This is a genomic window from Kitasatospora sp. NPDC101235 (genome assembly GCF_044767505.1).
Lineage (GTDB): Bacteria > Actinomycetota > Actinomycetes > Streptomycetales > Streptomycetaceae > Kitasatospora.
Genome location: NZ_JBIWNZ010000004.1, coordinates 365,023 through 379,582, shown reverse-complemented (window position 1 = coordinate 379,582; position 14,560 = coordinate 365,023). Strand labels below are relative to the sequence as shown.

Genomic DNA, 14,560 nt, shown 5'->3' with positions numbered 1-14,560 from the left:
CCGCGGCGGCAGCCGGCGCCACGGCTCCGAGCGCCACCGCCCGCTCCCCGCCCCCACCTGGACAAACTCCCCCACAGCCCACCAGCCCCGGTCCAGGGACGTACCCGAGGCTGGGCCGGTCGGCTGACGACCGGGCACGGTCGGACCGGCAGATCGGTCCGTCGCTCTGGTCCCGGCTCCGTGACCAGCCGAAGATGGCGGCATGGGTGTCGACGACCCGGGTGCCGGGCTGCTGGTGACGAACGTGCGCGTCTTCGACGGGATCGGAGAGGAATCGGTACCGGGGCACGTCCGGGTCGAACGGGACAGAATCGCGGAGGTGGTGCTGGGCCGCCCCCTCCCGCGCAGTGCACCCCACGGGGCGACGGTGCTCGACGGCGGAGGCCGCACGCTCATCCCGGGCCTCACCGACGCGCACGTCCACCTGTTCGTGATCGGCGGCACCATGGCGGAGCTGAAGCTCGCACCGACCGGCACCGTCTACTACCAGGCCCTGGCCGCGGCCCGCGACATGCTGATGCGCGGCTTCACCACGGTGCGGGACATGGCCGGCGACACCGAGCCGCTGCGGCGGGCACTGGACCGCGGGCTGTTCCCGGGCCCACGGATCTACCCGAGCCAGGCCGCCATTTCCCAGACCGCCGGCCACGGCGACTTCGGGACGGTCTACGACGCCCCGACCGCCCTGGGCGGGCCGCAGGCCCGAACCGAACAGATCGGGTTCACGCGGGTGGCCGACGGTCCGGAGCGGGTCCTCGCGGCGGTGCGCGAGCAGCTGAAGAAGGGCGCCACGCAGATCAAGCTGATGGCCGGCGGCGGCGTCATCTCCGAGTTCGACCCGCTCGACGTGCTGCAGTTCACCACGGCGGAACTGGAGGCCGCCGTCGACGCGGCCTCCGACTGGGGCACCTACGTGACGGTGCACGTCTACACCTCCGAAGGCATCCGCCGCGCGGTGGAGGCCGGGGTGCGCTGCATCGAGCACGGGCACCTCGCCGACGAGGACACCATCCGCTACCTCGCGGAGAAGGACGTGTGGCTCAGCACCCAGCCGTTCGAGGTCGACGACCACCACTACGCATCCGCGGACAGCGGCCGCAAGAACGGCGAGGTCTGCGAAGGCGTCGCCCGCACCATCGGCTGGGCGGTGAACCACGGCGTGCGGCTCGCCTTCGGCACTGACCTGGTACTCGCCCCGGGGAAGGCCCACCGGCAGAACGAGATGCTCGTCCGCCTCGCCACCTACCTCAGCCCGGTCGAGGCCCTGAAGGCGGCCACCTCCGGCAACGCCGAACTCTTCCGCCTGTCCGGCCGTCGCGACCCCTACCGTGCGGCGCCGCTCGGGGTCATCGCGCCGGGAGCATGGGCCGACCTCCTCGTCGTCGACGGCGACCCGACCACCGACCTGTCCGTCCTCGCCGATCCCGAACGCAATCTGCGCCTCATCGTCAAGGACGGCGTCGTCCACAAGAACGAGCTCGGCTGACCCGAGCCGGCCTCCTGCTCGTCTGCGACCCCCTCTGTCACGACGGCGGCCGATCTCCACGGCGAGATCCTCGACGAGGGGCGGGCACGGTGCGTACCACCGTGCCCGCCGGTCGTCCGTCCCGACGGGTGCGTCAGCCGGCGAGTTCCTCGCGCAGGCGGCGGGCGGCGGCGACCAGGCTGTCCAGGGAGGCACGGGTCTCGGTCCAGCCGCGGGTCTTCAGGCCGCAGTCGGGGTTGACCCACAGCCGCTCGGCCGGGATGGCCGCGAGGCCGGCGCGCAGCAGTTCCACGGCCTCCTCGGTGCTCGGCACGCGCGGGGAGTGGATGTCCCAGACGCCCGGGCCGACCTCGCGCGGGTAGCCGGCCTCGGCCAGTTCGCCGGCGACCTCCATGTGGGAGCGGGTGGCCTCCAGGGAGATGACGTCCGCGTCCAGGTCGTCGATCGCCGTCATGATCGCGCCGAACTCGGCGTAGCACATGTGGGTGTGGATCTGGGTGTCCACGCGGACGCCGGAGGTGGCCAGGCGGAAGGACTCGGTGGCCCAGCCCAGGTAGGCCGGGCGCTCGGCGGCCCGCAGTGGCAGGGTCTCGCGCAGGGCCGGCTCGTCGACCTGGACGACGGCCGCACCCGCGGCCTCCAGGTCGGTGACCTCGTCGCGCAGGGCGAGGGCGACCTGGCGGGCGGTGTCGGCGAGCGGCTGGTCGTCGCGGACGAAGGACCAGGCGAGCATGGTGACCGGGCCGGTGAGCATGCCCTTGACCGGACGGCCGGTCAGGCCCTGGGCGTAGCGGAACCAGTCGACGGTCATCGGGTGCGGGCGGGAGATGTCCCCGGCGAGGACCGGCGGGCGCACGTAGCGGGTGCCGTAGGACTGCACCCAGCCGTGCCGGGTGGCCAGGTAGCCGGTGAGCTGCTCGGCGAAGTACTGGACCATGTCGTTGCGCTCGGGCTCGCCGTGCACCAGGACGTCCAGTCCGGCCTTCTCCTGGTACGCGATGACCTCGCGGACCTCGGCCTCCATCCGCTCCCGGTACGCGGCGTCGTCGATGCGGCCCGCGGTCAGGTCGGCGCGGGCGACGCGCAGTTCGGTGGTCTGCGGGAAGGAGCGTCCCGGTGGCGGGCCGGGATCGCACCGACGGCGACGGTGGTGTCCAGCACGTGGTCGTAGAGCGAGAAGTCACCGGTCGGGACCTCCTCAATGCCGGAGTCGGCGAGCTGCTGCCAGTTCCCGCGGCGCAGGTCTGCGGCCGTGGCCAGCAGCACCTCAGCGGTGACGGCGCCCTTCCAGTACCCCTCGATCGCCTTCTTGAGCTCCCGGCCCCGGCCCTGGCGGGGGTAGCCGTGCACGGTGGCGACGCTTGCCGCGGCTGCGGACTTCGTGGTCAAGGGACTCTCCTTCGCGAGTCTGTCTCCTCAAGTACCCGGGGACGGGACGAGAGCGCGAAAGGGATGACGAACCGGACGGCGGCCGCCGTGGACACGCGTGCCTGATCCGCCTGGTGTGGTCGCCGACCCGCCCTCGAGGTCACCGGATATCCGCGCGCGGATGGTCCGCGGGCGGGCAACGGGCAGGTCTTCGGACTCGCGGGCACACCCACCCCGGCCGAAACCAGGACGGACACCTACTGGCCGTCGCTTCCCGGACCCGACCCGGGTCCAGTGCGTATGACGGCGGTCGTTCCCACTCACCGCTGCGGGGCAGTCCCGGATTCCCACCGGGTTCCCTCTTGCGACGCCCTGTCTGGCGGACAGGGCGAACCAGCTGCCCGGCCAGCCTAGAGGCACACCACCGGGTCTGGCGCGGGAATCACGGAACGCGTCCGCATGATGAGACGGCGGCAACTTCATCGGCTGCCCCGGCGAGAAGCACTCACCACTGCGGGTGACCACGAAGCCGGGCAGGTTCTACAGGCGGCGCCGTGTCCATCCGATCACTTCACGTTGCCTCCGCCAGGGGCGATGACGTTCCGAGAAGCTCCCGAGGACAGATCCGGCCAGGCGCAGGACGATGGAAGCGGTGGGACGTGCCGAGTGTGCCGCCGTCGCCATTCCGGGCGGCCGCTTCCGCACAGCCGTGAGGACAACGGCGCAGCCGATCACAGAACAACCCGTTGCATCGCACGGACGGTCGGATCACCCGCTTCCCCTGAGCCCGTTCCACCGGATCGCCATCCGGAGGCAACCATGGGCGCAGTTCTCGGTGACGTGCTGGGTTTCGCGGCGGCCGTCGCCATCAGTCCGCTCCCGGTCATCGCCGTCATCCTCATACTCGCCACGCCCCGAGGACGTCTCAACGGTGTCCTCTTCACCGTCGGCTGGATCCTCGGACTCGCGGCACTGGGCGCGGTGATGCTGGCGATCGCTTCCCCGGCAGGCGCCTCCGCCCACGAGCACCCGGCTACCTGGGTGGGAGCGCTCAAGCTCGCTCTGGGCGTGTTCCTCGTCCTCTTCGGTGCCCGGCAGTGGCGCCGACGCCCGAGGGATCCCTCGCAGGCCCAGCTGCCGAAGTGGATGGGCGCGATCGACCGCCTCGCGCCGGTCAAGGTTTTCGCACTCGGACTGGCCTTCTCCGCGCTCAACGCCAAGAACGCACCGCTGACCATCGCCGCGGGCGCCACGATCGGCTCAGCAGGACTGCCGGTCGGGCAGCAGATCGCATCGTTGGCGATCTTCGTCGTGATCGCCACCCTCGGCCTGCTGGCCCCGCTGGCGGTCTTTCTCCTCGGCGGGGAGCGGGCCAAGACCGTGCTCGGCGGCTGGAAGGAGTGGGCAGCCCAGCACAACGTCGCCGTGATGGCCGTCCTGTTCTTCGTTCTCGGGCTGAAGCTGCTCGGAGACGGCATCGCCGTCCTCGTCTCCTGACAGGCCGTGCGCTCCGAGCCGGTGGAACGGACCGGCCTCGTCCACCCGACCGGGAGCCGACGGGGCCCGAACGACCGGCCCATCGGCAAAGGTTTCATCGCCGGCGCGGAGTGGGCCCATCGGACCATGACGGACGGTCCCCCTGAGCGCACGATGGAAGCAGCGACCGGCACCTCGATGACGACGAGGACCGCGGAGCCCCCGTCGCCACACCCGGGACGAGGCGGCTCCGGCCCGGCCGCGCGGGCAGAGCACGGGACCGGCCGGCAGCGACCCGGAGGAGGTGTCGGGATGCGCGGGTCCGCATCGCTGGGGAGGATCCTCGGCATACCGCTGCGGATCCACTGGAGCGCCCCCGTCCTGGTCCTCTTCTTCGGCATCAGTCTCGCCGGGCAGACCCTCCCCGCGTTGGTTCCCGGCCGCTCCGGCACCACCTACGGCCTCGCCGGCCTGGTCGGGGCGCTGCTGCTCACCGTGAGCCTGCTCCTGCACGAGACGGCCCACGCCGTCACCGCGCGGCGGGCCGGGATCCGGGTGGACGACATGACGGTCTTCGCGTTGGGCGGCGTCACCCGGATGGGCCGGGCTCCGAGCCCCGGCCGCCAGTTCGCCGTCGCCGGGATCGGGCCGCTCACCAGCCTGGTCCTCGGCGGCGTCTTCCTGGGCGCCGGACTCGGCGCCGAACGCGCCCTCCACTGGGAGCTGCCGGCCGCGGTGCTGCTGTGGACCGCCTGGGCCAACCTGCTGCTCGGGGTGTTCAACCTGCTGCCCGCCGCTCCCCTGGACGGCGGACGGCTCCTGCAATCGGTGGTCTGGTGGCGCCGGGGCGACCAGGAACAGGCCGAACGCGTCGCCGGACGGGCCGGCCAGGCGGGCGGCCTGCTGCTCTGTGCCGTCGGCTGGTTCGAGTTCCTCCGGGGCAGCGGATCCGGGATCTGGCTCCTGCTCGTCGGGTTCTTCATCTGGTCGTCCGCCCAGGCAGAGGTCCGCCGCGCCGTGCTGGTGGCGGCCCTGCGCGGCACCCGGATCGGCCAGGTCATGACGTCGCCGGTCACCACCGGGCCCGACTGGTTCACCCTGGACCGCTTCCTCGCCGAACCCGCCGCCCATGCCGGGCTCCCGGTGGTCCCCCTGGTCGATGTCGCCGGTCGTCCGAGCGGCCTGCTCGACCTGCGCCGGCTCGCGGCCCTCCCGCCCGCGCGCCGGGCCCAGCTGCGGGCCCGCGACCTGGCCACCCCGCTGTCGGCGTGCCTGGTCGCCGCGCCCGGGGACGACCTCGTCGAGGTTCTGGACCGCGCGAGCGCCCCGCCGCCGATCCTCGTCCTGGACGACGGCCGGGTCGTCGGCGTGGTCACCACGGAGGATCTCGACCGGATCGCCCGCGCCCGGCAGCCGAGGGCCACGCGCGGACGCTGAGCCCGACCACGCCGTCCGGCCGGCCGGCCGAGCGTGACCGCCACCGCCGCCCTCAGCTCCAGTCGACCGTCAGCCGCCCGTCCCGTTCGCCCACCTCGGTGCCGAACTCGGCGCAAGCGGTGGCGAACCGCTCGCGGATCCACTCCCACTCCTCGCCACGAGCGAAGCGGGTGTGGCAGAACTCCAGGGCCAGCGGCAGTGCCTCCAGTCGGACCGGCGCCAGGTTCGCACCGTCCGGCCCGTCCAGCGTCACCAGGAAGAGCAGCCCGAGGTCGTTGCGCAGCACCGGGTCGACCGCGTAGTCGTCGATGAAGTCGCCCAGGTCGTACAGGACGCGGTCGGCGACGCCGTGGAAGACGTGGGCGGAGTGTCCGGCGACCAGCGTCGCCCCGGCGGCCAGCAGCCGTGGGGCCGCCGCGCGCACGTGCGACGGCGGCCCGGGCGTCATGTTGGGGCCCCAGTGCGGGGTGACCAGCACGGCGTCGGCCTCCCGCGCGGCCCGGGCCACCAGGGCGGTCAGCCAGCCGGGCACACCCGTCCACAGGTCGGCCCAGGCCACTCCGGGACGCCCCGGCCCGGCCGCGTATTCCTTCGGATGGTCGGTGACCCCGACCACCGCCAGCCGCGCCCCGCAGGCCTCCAGCACGGCGAAGTCCCGCGCCGCCGACACGTCCCGCCCCGCGCCGACCGCGCGGACGCCGGCTTGCTCCAGCAGGTCGCAGGAATCGGCGAGGGCCTCGAAGCCGTAGTCCAGGGCGTGGTTGTTGGCCAGTGTCACGCAGTCCACCCCCAGTTCCGCGAGGACGGCGGCGGCCGACGGCGGGGCGCGGAAGAAGAACGGCTTGTCCGGGTCCGGCCACCGCTCCCCGCGGCCGGAGACGCAGCACTCCAGGTTGAGCACGACGAGGTCGGCCGCCGCCAGTGCCTTCCGCACCTCCGGGGAGAACAGCGTCCCCGGTGTCGGCGAGCGCCGCAGTTCCTCGGCGACCCCACGCCCGAGCATCGTGTCGCCGGCCAGCGCCACCGTGAGCGTCATCGTCCGCGGCCTCCTCGATTCGTGAGTCCCGGAGCGCGGAACGCGCCTCGCCCCTCCAGACTCGGCCCGTACTCCGTCGCGGGCAACCTCCTTCCCGGGACGCAACCGTGTGCGGCGGTTCACGGGGCGAGGACGGACATGCCGCCGCGCCGTTGCCGGAGGATCATGAATGCAGCGGACGCACCGGTGTCCGCGCCTCCCCGGGTCCGCGGAATCCACCGGATCCGCTGAGCCCGGCAGCCCGCTGCCGGGCCTCACCTCCTGGAGGTCCCCGTGAACCACTCTCCCGCGTCAGGTCCCGCCGGTCCGATCGTCGTCGGTACGGACGGCTCGGAGCCCGCCCGCAGGGCTGTGCTCTTCGCTCTTCGCGAGGCACAGCTGCGAGGGGTCGGCGTGCGGGCCGTCTGTGCCTTCGGCGGCCGACACGCCGATCCGCCGGACAGGGCCATGACGGGCTGGAACCGCCCGAGCGGCGGGCCTGCGCCGCACCTGCACGACGCCGTCGCCCGCGAGGTGACGGACTTGGTCGAGGAACTGCGACAGCAGGTGGGCGAGCCGTACGTGGAGGTCGAGGTGCGCTGTGAGCACGGCCGACCCGCCCGGGTCCTCCTGGAAGAGAGCGAGGACGCCTGCCTGCTCGTGGTGGGCACCCGCGGCGCCGGCCGCTGGGGCCGACTCGCACTCGGCTCGACCAGCACCGAGCTCGTCCACCACGCCCACCTCCCCGTCGTCGTCGTACCGCCCGAGCCCGGGGCCGCAACCGGGTGAACCCCCGTGCGCTCGTGAACCGGCGGATCTCCCGGAGGAGGGCAGACCGTGCAGACCCGAACCGTCCAGGACGGGATGGCTCACGAGGTACACGGTGCGTGCTTCCGGCCAGGACACGGGTCACTCCGGCCAGGGCATCGACGGACGCGGCGCCGGTCAGTACCGGGTCGTGATGGTGACGCCGCTGAAGGCGGTCTTGCCGTAGAGGCTGATGAAGCGGTAGCCGGCCGTCGTGTTGGTGACGGTGAGGCTCTGGGTCGTGCCGTTGGTGGTGGAGGAGGCGGTGTAGGAAGTGTTGGAGGCCCAGCTGTCGGGGTTGTAGTAGAGGTAGGCGGTGCCGGTGCCGCCGGTGGTGGAGACGGTCAGGGTGGTGGTTCCGGCCGGCATGTAGATGTACATCAGGTCCGAGCTTCCGGCGGCGGCGGAGCGGTCGGTGCGGTAGCAGTTGTAGTCCATCGCCCGGGTGTCGGCGTTGGTGCAGGCCGCGGGCGCGGCGGCGGCGGTGACGGTGACGGGCTTGGTCGCGGTGGCGGTCTTGCCGTAGCTGTCGGTGACGGTCAGCGTGACGGTGTAGGTGCCGGGAGTGCGGTAGGACTTCGACGGGGAGGCCGCGGTGCCGGTGGTGCCGTCGCCGAAGTTCCAGGCCCAGGCGGTGATGCTGCCCTTGCCGTCGGTCTCGGTGGAACGGTCCGTCAGCTGGACGTTCAGGTCACGCACCGTGGTGTCGAAGGCCGCCTTCGGGGTGCCCGCGGCCAGGCAGGTGTCGGTGGCGCACGTGTCGAGCCAGCTGGTGAAGTTGGCGTCGTAGCTGGTGCCGATGGAGTTGTAGTAGGCGTAGCCGCGGGCGTAGTCGCCGGTGCGGAAGTAGTAGAGCATGGTCTGGACGACGCCCGGGAAGCGCTCGATCATGTAGCGGGCGCCCAGGTAGCCCCAGTGGTAGGTGCGGACGACGTCGCTGTTGAGGTAGGTGCTCTGGAACAGGGTGCTGAGCGTGTAGGTGTGCTTGGGCGCCTGGGCGACCGCATTGAGGTCGGTGGCGCCGCGGTAGGTGTAGGAGACGTACTCGGCGAAGCCCTCGATCCACCACAGGTCGGGGACGCTGGTCTGCTGGTAGAAGTCGCCCTTCATGTCGTAGCGGGCGTCCAGGACGTGGGCGTACTCGTGGTTGAGGTTCCAGATCCGGGCGGTGAAGCCGTTGTCGTTCGGGTGCCGGTACATGATCGAGACGGGCTGGTTGGCCGGGTCGGTCGGGGTCCCGGTCAGGGTGATGCCGCCGTTGTTGGTGTTCGCACCGTAGATCGCGCCGGCGTAGGTCTGGTAGTCGGCCTGGCTGGCGAAGACCACGACCTGCACGGAGGACTCGTACTGGCCGGGGATGGGGCCGTTGTCACGGACGAGGTTGTGGAAGTACGCGTCCTCGCCCTTGAGGTTGGCGCAGACGGCGGCGAGTTCGGCCGCGGTGAGGTCCTGGGCCAGGATGGTGAGGGTGGCGTTGCAGGTCTGCCTCATCGGCAGCACGGCCTTGGTCAGCCGCTGCTTCAGGTCGCAGACGCCGTAGTAGGAGCACTGCCCCTGGTCGAAGTAGTCGGCCACGTTGGCGACGCCGACCCACAGCCGGGCGGTCGGGCCGGTCATCGACGAGGCGTCGAGCAGCCCCTTGGTCAGCGGGCGGACCTTGCCCTGGAGGGCCGGGTACTCGATGTGGCGGGACAGCTCGATACCGGCGTTGGCCTCCAGGTACCCGCGGTCGGTGCCCATCAGGTCGAGGTGGTTGCGGGTGAAGGCGTCGAGGGTGTCGAGGATGCTCGGGTCCGCGACGACGGCCGCGCCGTATGCGGGGTTCTGGTGGCCCCGGTCCAGCACGTTGAAGACGCTGTTGACCAGGTTGAGCAGGTTCTTGGAGGCGTCGTACGAGCTGTTGTAACCGTTCAGCACCTGCTGGTACGCCTTCAGGTAACGGCCCTGCAGGTTGGCGCTGTCGGAGAGGAGGATGACGTCGGCCGTGACCGGAGCGCTGGCGTCCGTGGCATCCGCGAAGTGCAGGCCGGCCACGAAGGCGTCGATGCCGCGCGTCACGGCGTCGGTGAGCGAGGCGCCGAACGGAGGCACGTGTGTGGGGTCGTTGGACTGCACGTAGTAACCGGCACGCAGGAACAGGACCAACTGCCAGACACCGGTGGAGTTGTCACCCGGGTACGTGGCAGCGGCGTTCCGGAAGGCGTCGGCCACGGTGGCCATCTGGCTCTGCCGGAACACCGCGGTGGCGTCCGCGCTGCCGCCGGCATAGAAGAGTCTGCCGATGCACTCGGGCGCCGAGGCCGTGATGAAGGAGACCAATGCCGCCCCGGTCCGGCCACTGAAGTCGGCAGGCAAGCAGGACGCGGTGGCGGCCGGGGCCGCCGTCAGGGTGCGGGGCGCCGCCATGGGCGAGGCCGCACCGGTGGAATCCGGCTGGCTGGGCGGGCTGAACGGCGGCAGTTCGGCGGCCGTGAGCCGACGGGCCTGGGGCGCGCCGGGGTTCTCGGAGTCCGTGGTGGTACTGCCGGTCACCGACAGCGGACCGCCGGACGGCTGGTGCGGGCTCGAAGCGGCCGGCGCGGGGACGGCCTGAGCGGGGGCTGGGGCTGGGGCTGCCTGGCTCGGTCCGGCGGATATGCCGAGCAGGACGGTGCCTGCCGCGGCGACTGCGGCCAGCAGTCTGGGCATGCGTGAGAGCGGACGCATCGTCTATTCCTTTGTGGGGGAAGCGCACATGAACGCACCACGGATGTGGGGAAGACGTGGAGGCATCCGGAGTGCGTGACGCACCGTCTCATACGGCCGGCACAGCCATCAATAGGGTGTGACATGTCACGCGTCTCGAATTCGTCTTCCCGAGATCCGGCAGCCCGCCCCGCACCATCGTCACCACCACAGCGGTGCGCCCGGCGCCGCGAACAGTGGGCGGCCCGGGAACGAAGCCGTTCCCGGGCCGCCCACTGTTCACTTCCCTTCACTGTCCGAACCCGTCAGAGCGTGCTCACTCGCTCATCCGGTGGATCCTGCGCCGGCGCACCCTGACGAACAGGGTCAGCAGAGCACCGAGCGCCGCCAGGGCACCACCGACCAGGGAGTACGGCAGCACGGTCGATCCGGTGTCCGGCAGCCCGCCACCACTGTGATCGGGGTGCCGGCCGGGCTGCTGGTGCCCGTCACCGCTGTTGTTGCCGTTGCCAGGCCCGCTGCCGTTGCCGTGCCCGTGGCCGTTGCTGCTATCGGAGCTATGCCCGTTGCCGTTGCCGTTGCCAGGCCCGTTGCCGTGCCCGTGGCCGCTACCGCTATCGGAGCTGTTCCCGTGGCCGTGGCCGTTGCCGTTGCCAGGCCCGTTGCCATTGCCATGCCCGTGGCCGTTACCGCCACCGTTACCGGCGCCATGCCCATTGCCGTTGCCGTTCTCGTGGCCACCGTCGTGGCCGGGCTTGTGCTCGTGGCACTTGTCCTTCTCGCACGGCGGCGTGCACCGGGCGACCGCGGACGACGGCGGCGTGGTGATCGGCTTTCCGTCCGGGCCGGGGAAGGACGCGGTCACCGTGTTGGTGGTGTCCTTACTGATCAGGCTTGAGCAGTAGAACGTCTTGGTCTGCCCAGCCGCCAGCTTGAAGGTCCCGGCTGCCGCCACGCAGGCGGCCTCCTGCGGATCGTCCAGCGTGATCCCGCTGATGTCCGTCGTGCCGGTGTTGGTCACCGTGATCCGCCAGAACGCCTGGCACTTGTCGGGGTCGCAGGGCTCCTCGGAGGCGCCGCCCTTGTGCAGCGTCACCTCCTTGCCCCATGGACCGGAACCGCCCTGACCGCAGTTGCCGGACTTGTCGGACTGGCAGACCTCCTTGTTGATGTCCAGCGAGGGAACACCGGGCCGATTGACCACAACGGTGGCCTCGGACGGGGGCGTTGTGATCGGCCGGCCACCCGGCACCGGGAAGGACGCCGTCACCGAGTTCACCGTGCGCTGGGTGACGTTCGCCAGGTTGCAGAACACCTGACGCGAAGCACCCACCGCGAGGTCGAACGTCCCCGCAGCCGTCACGCACGACGGCGACACACTGTCCGCCAACGCGATCCCCGTGACCGGAACCGTGCCCGTGTTGGTCACCGTGATCCGCCAGTACGCCGTGCTGCCCGACGTCACCGTGGCGCTCTTCGCCCACGGACCCGGACCACCGTCAGCGCAGTCGGCAGCGTTGGCAGAGGTACAGACCTCCTTGTTGATGCTCAGCGAGGGAACGACCGGCGGAGTCACATCCACCGTCGCCTCCGACGGAGGCGTGGTGATCGGCTGCCCGCCCGGACCGGGGAACGACGCCGTCACCGAGTTCACCGTGTGCCGCGTGACGTTCGCCAGATCACAGAACACCTGATGCGAGGCACCCGCCGCGAGGTCGAACGTCCCCGCAGCCGTCACACACGACGGCGACACACTGTCCGCCAACGTGATCCCCGTGACCGGAACCGTGCCCGTGTTGGTCACCGTGATCCGCCAGTACGCTGTGGCACCGGGCGCGAGCGTCGCATTCTTCGCCCACGGACCCGGACCGCCATCAGCGCAGTCGGCAGCGTTGCCAGAGGTGCAGACCTCCTTGTTGATCGTCAGCTTCGGCGTGCACCCCGGGCCCGGGGTCACCCGGAAGGTGACGGTGTTGGAGGTGACGGGAGCGCCGCCGTTGGTGACGGCGGAGGCCTGGTCGGAGACGGAGGTGACGGAGCAGTCCGTGGCCACCGTGGTCTCGAAGCAGATCTGCGGGGCGTCGCCGACGAAGGTGACCTGCATCAGCGGCTGGTTCTCCGGGGTGAACGACGACCCGTTGACGAGGTCGATGTTGCCGATCACCTGGATGGGTGCGTCACCGACCGGGACCGAGGAGATGTCCGCCGTCCCGGTGGCCGGGTTGAACGGGAAGGTGCCGATGGTGGTGCCGTCGGCCGCCAGCACGGTCACCGTGGACTGGGCGAAGTTGACGGTCGTCGGGTCGATGTCGAAGAGGCTGACGGTTCCGTAGGACTTCACGTGTCCGGTCGCCCCGTCGCAGTAGTACGCCACCGGATTGATGGTGCTCTGGGCCCTGGCCTTGAGGCAGGGCGAGGCGCCGGTGATCGGGTCGAGGGAGAACAGGAACCCGATGTCGCCGAGGCTGTACTTGCACTGGCCGTCGTAGGCGAAGCCGTACGGGCTGGTGTAGCCGCCGTTCACGTTGGGCGGGCCGTTGACGACGCCGTTGGTGCCGTACTGGGTGCACGGGCCCTGGATGGTCCAGTCGTAGCAGAACTCGGAGCTGCTCAGGGTCGGCGTGGTGCCCTGGTAGAGCCAGAACGGGAACTCGGTCTCCAGGTGCCCGTTGGGCGCGGTGATGGTCAGCGGGTTGTGGTAGTTGGCCTCGCCGGGGCCGACGTTGGTGCTGACCAGGGCCTGGAGCCCGGGAGGCGCCGCGATCGGGTTGCCCGCGAAGTCGAAGCAGACGGGGGTGCCCATCGCCGGGTTGACCTGCTGGTAGACGCCGCCGACCACGGTGCAGACGCCGGTGGCCGCGCCCGAGGAGTCGTGCATCGCGAAGACGTTGTCGACCCGGGCGGGCCCGCTGCTCGTGGGGGTGACCACGACCTTGGGGGTGGACCAGCCGGTGCAGGCGGCGTTGGTCGACGGGTCGAAGCAGGACATCACCGAGGGTTTGGGGGCCTGCTGGTTGTCGGTGACGTAGACCTTGCCGTTGATGACCGTCATCGTGCCGGCGTAGTCACCGGGGAAGCCGCCCTGGCCCTCGTTGACGGGCAGACCGATGTTGAAGGTGCCGCAGGACGCGTTGGTGGTGCGGTCGTAGCAGAGGATCTCCCCGGTGCCGGAGACCGCGTAGATCAGCCCGCTGGGCGCCTCGACCACACCGCCGATGACCGTGCCGTCGCCCTCCTGGAGGGGGGTGAAACCGCAGCTGGCCTGGGCCTGGAGGTCGATGCAGCCGACGCCGATGAGCCGGGGGACGGTCCGGCTGACGGCCGCGTAGTACAGCTTGGAGCCGGACTGCACGTAGGTCGGGGTACGGGTGCTGCCGAGGTCCCCGATGGTCCCGTCGGGAATCGATGAGTTCAGCGGCTGCGGCCAGGTGGCGGGCGCGCCGGTCGGGGTCGGACAGGGGCCGTTGGTCAACAGGTCGGTACAGACCACACTGGCCGGGCTCGCCGCCCCGTGGTGGTAGATGTTCCAGGCCTCGGGCGTGGAGACGCCGTTGATCGTGGCGGTGTAGAGGATGGGGATGAAGCCGTCACCGCCGGTGGCGGTGTTGACCGGGGTGAGCGGCGGCGGGATCTGGACCAACTGGCCGGTCGCGGGCGCGGAGAGCTTCGGGTTGCTCGCCTGGACGACATTGGTGGCCGCGCCCGGGTCGGTGGTGGAGAAGGTGGCACCCCCGTCGGTGGACCACTGCTTGCTGAAGCCCGGCGGCACCTGGAGCGAGCCGGGCACGTAGGCCTGGGTCTGGGGGGTGCTGCCCGGGCCGCCCTGGATCGCGTCGGTGATGGTGGTGGAGACCGGTGTGCTGTCCGGGTTGGTGGCGGAGACCACCCAGCGGATGGTGTCGCCCTGCGCGGCGGTGGTCGTGCTGCCGGTGGCGAGGTCGGTGCCGGTCTTCTCCAGCGTCACCGGCTGCTGCCGGACCTGGCGTCCGCCCTTCCCGCCGCTCTGCCCGGCTCCCTTCCCGGCGCCCTGACGGTCCGCCGGGTGTGCCGCGGCGGACCGGTCGGCGAGCGCGGTGGTGTGGGCGGCGGCCTGGGCCGGAAGGGCGAGCGACGCGACGGCCGCGGCGAAGGCCACCGCCAGGCTGACGGCCCGGCCCGGTGGTCGTCGGGCGGAACACCCGTCATGACTCGGACCCCGGGAGGGAGGTGTGGGCGGACAGCGCTTCATCAGACGTCCTTTCGGTCCTGCGCCCACGTGCCGAGGGGATGGCGGGGAAAGGGAATGC

9 protein-coding genes, 1 pseudogene and 1 riboswitch are annotated in these 14,560 nt (G+C 71.2%); of the genes and pseudogenes, 5 read left to right on the top strand and 5 right to left on the bottom strand.

Annotation, left to right across the window (positions count from 1 at the left end):
* Nucleotides 1-202: 202 nt before the first annotated feature.
* Nucleotides 203-1,486 carry an amidohydrolase family protein gene (locus tag ACIRRH_RS10495; RefSeq protein ID WP_403064639.1) on the top strand — a complete coding sequence of 428 codons (1,284 nt, stop codon included), beginning with the start codon at nucleotides 203-205 and terminating at the stop codon, nucleotides 1,484-1,486.
* Between the two features lie 133 nt (nucleotides 1,487-1,619).
* On the opposite strand, the pseudogene metE reads toward ACIRRH_RS10495, so the two are convergent.
* Nucleotides 1,620-2,654: pseudogene (gene metE / locus ACIRRH_RS10490) on the bottom strand (5-methyltetrahydropteroyltriglutamate--homocysteine S-methyltransferase); the annotation flags it as partial.
* Complete coding sequence (locus ACIRRH_RS10485) at nucleotides 2,549-2,836, bottom strand: hypothetical protein (RefSeq protein WP_403064734.1); 288 nt, start codon at nucleotides 2,834-2,836, stop codon at nucleotides 2,549-2,551. The gene ACIRRH_RS10485 and the pseudogene metE, both read right to left, overlap by 106 nt.
* 223 nt (nucleotides 2,837-3,059) lie before the next feature.
* Nucleotides 3,060-3,218: riboswitch (cobalamin riboswitch) on the bottom strand.
* Between the two features lie 455 nt (nucleotides 3,219-3,673).
* On the opposite strand from ACIRRH_RS10485, the gene ACIRRH_RS10480 reads away from it, so the two are divergent.
* Entirely contained in the window at nucleotides 3,674-4,351 is a 678-nt protein-coding gene (locus ACIRRH_RS10480) for a GAP family protein (RefSeq protein WP_403064636.1), read from the top strand.
* A 291-nt stretch (nucleotides 4,352-4,642) separates the two neighbouring features.
* Nucleotides 4,643-5,767: a site-2 protease family protein gene (locus ACIRRH_RS10475; RefSeq protein WP_403064633.1), complete on the top strand. Its 1,125-nt coding sequence runs from the start codon at nucleotides 4,643-4,645 to the stop codon at nucleotides 5,765-5,767.
* A 52-nt stretch (nucleotides 5,768-5,819) separates the two neighbouring features.
* Here the strand turns inward: ACIRRH_RS10475 and ACIRRH_RS10470 are convergent, their stop codons facing one another.
* A complete protein-coding gene (locus ACIRRH_RS10470; RefSeq protein ID WP_403064630.1) occupies nucleotides 5,820-6,803 on the bottom strand; it encodes a CapA family protein in 984 nt (327 codons plus the stop codon).
* 273 nt (nucleotides 6,804-7,076) lie between these two features.
* Here ACIRRH_RS10470 and ACIRRH_RS10465 point away from each other — a divergent pair, with 273 nt between their 5' ends.
* Complete coding sequence (locus tag ACIRRH_RS10465; RefSeq protein ID WP_403064627.1) at nucleotides 7,077-7,571, top strand: universal stress protein; 495 nt, start codon at nucleotides 7,077-7,079, stop codon at nucleotides 7,569-7,571.
* Nucleotides 7,572-7,727: 156 nt separating this feature from the next.
* On the opposite strand, the gene ACIRRH_RS10460 is transcribed toward ACIRRH_RS10465, so the two are convergent.
* Complete coding sequence (locus ACIRRH_RS10460) at nucleotides 7,728-9,908, bottom strand: collagenase (RefSeq protein WP_403064624.1); 2,181 nt, start codon at nucleotides 9,906-9,908, stop codon at nucleotides 7,728-7,730.
* Between ACIRRH_RS10460 and ACIRRH_RS10455 the strand changes: the two genes are divergently transcribed.
* Nucleotides 9,895-10,182 carry a hypothetical protein gene (locus ACIRRH_RS10455; RefSeq protein WP_403064621.1) on the top strand — a complete coding sequence of 96 codons (288 nt, stop codon included), beginning with the start codon at nucleotides 9,895-9,897 and terminating at the stop codon, nucleotides 10,180-10,182. The two genes, ACIRRH_RS10460 and ACIRRH_RS10455, sit on opposite strands and share 14 nt — an antisense overlap.
* A 408-nt stretch (nucleotides 10,183-10,590) precedes the next feature.
* Here the strand turns inward: ACIRRH_RS10455 and ACIRRH_RS10450 are convergent, their stop codons facing one another.
* Nucleotides 10,591-14,409 carry a hypothetical protein gene (locus ACIRRH_RS10450; protein WP_403064618.1) on the bottom strand — a complete coding sequence of 1,273 codons (3,819 nt, stop codon included), beginning with the start codon at nucleotides 14,407-14,409 and terminating at the stop codon, nucleotides 10,591-10,593.
* Nucleotides 14,410-14,560: the final 151 nt, after the last annotated feature.

Coding starts and splice junctions, on each gene's coding strand:
- ACIRRH_RS10495 (WP_403064639.1), top strand. CDS start 203: ATGGGTGTCGACGACCCGGGTGCCGGGCTGCTGGTGACGAACGTGCGC.
- ACIRRH_RS10470 (WP_403064630.1), bottom strand. CDS start 6,803: ATGACGCTCACGGTGGCGCTGGCCGGCGACACGATGCTCGGGCGTGGG.
- ACIRRH_RS10475 (WP_403064633.1), top strand. CDS start 4,643: ATGCGCGGGTCCGCATCGCTGGGGAGGATCCTCGGCATACCGCTGCGG.
- ACIRRH_RS10455 (WP_403064621.1), top strand. CDS start 9,895: ATGAAGGAGACCAATGCCGCCCCGGTCCGGCCACTGAAGTCGGCAGGC.
- ACIRRH_RS10480 (WP_403064636.1), top strand. CDS start 3,674: ATGGGCGCAGTTCTCGGTGACGTGCTGGGTTTCGCGGCGGCCGTCGCC.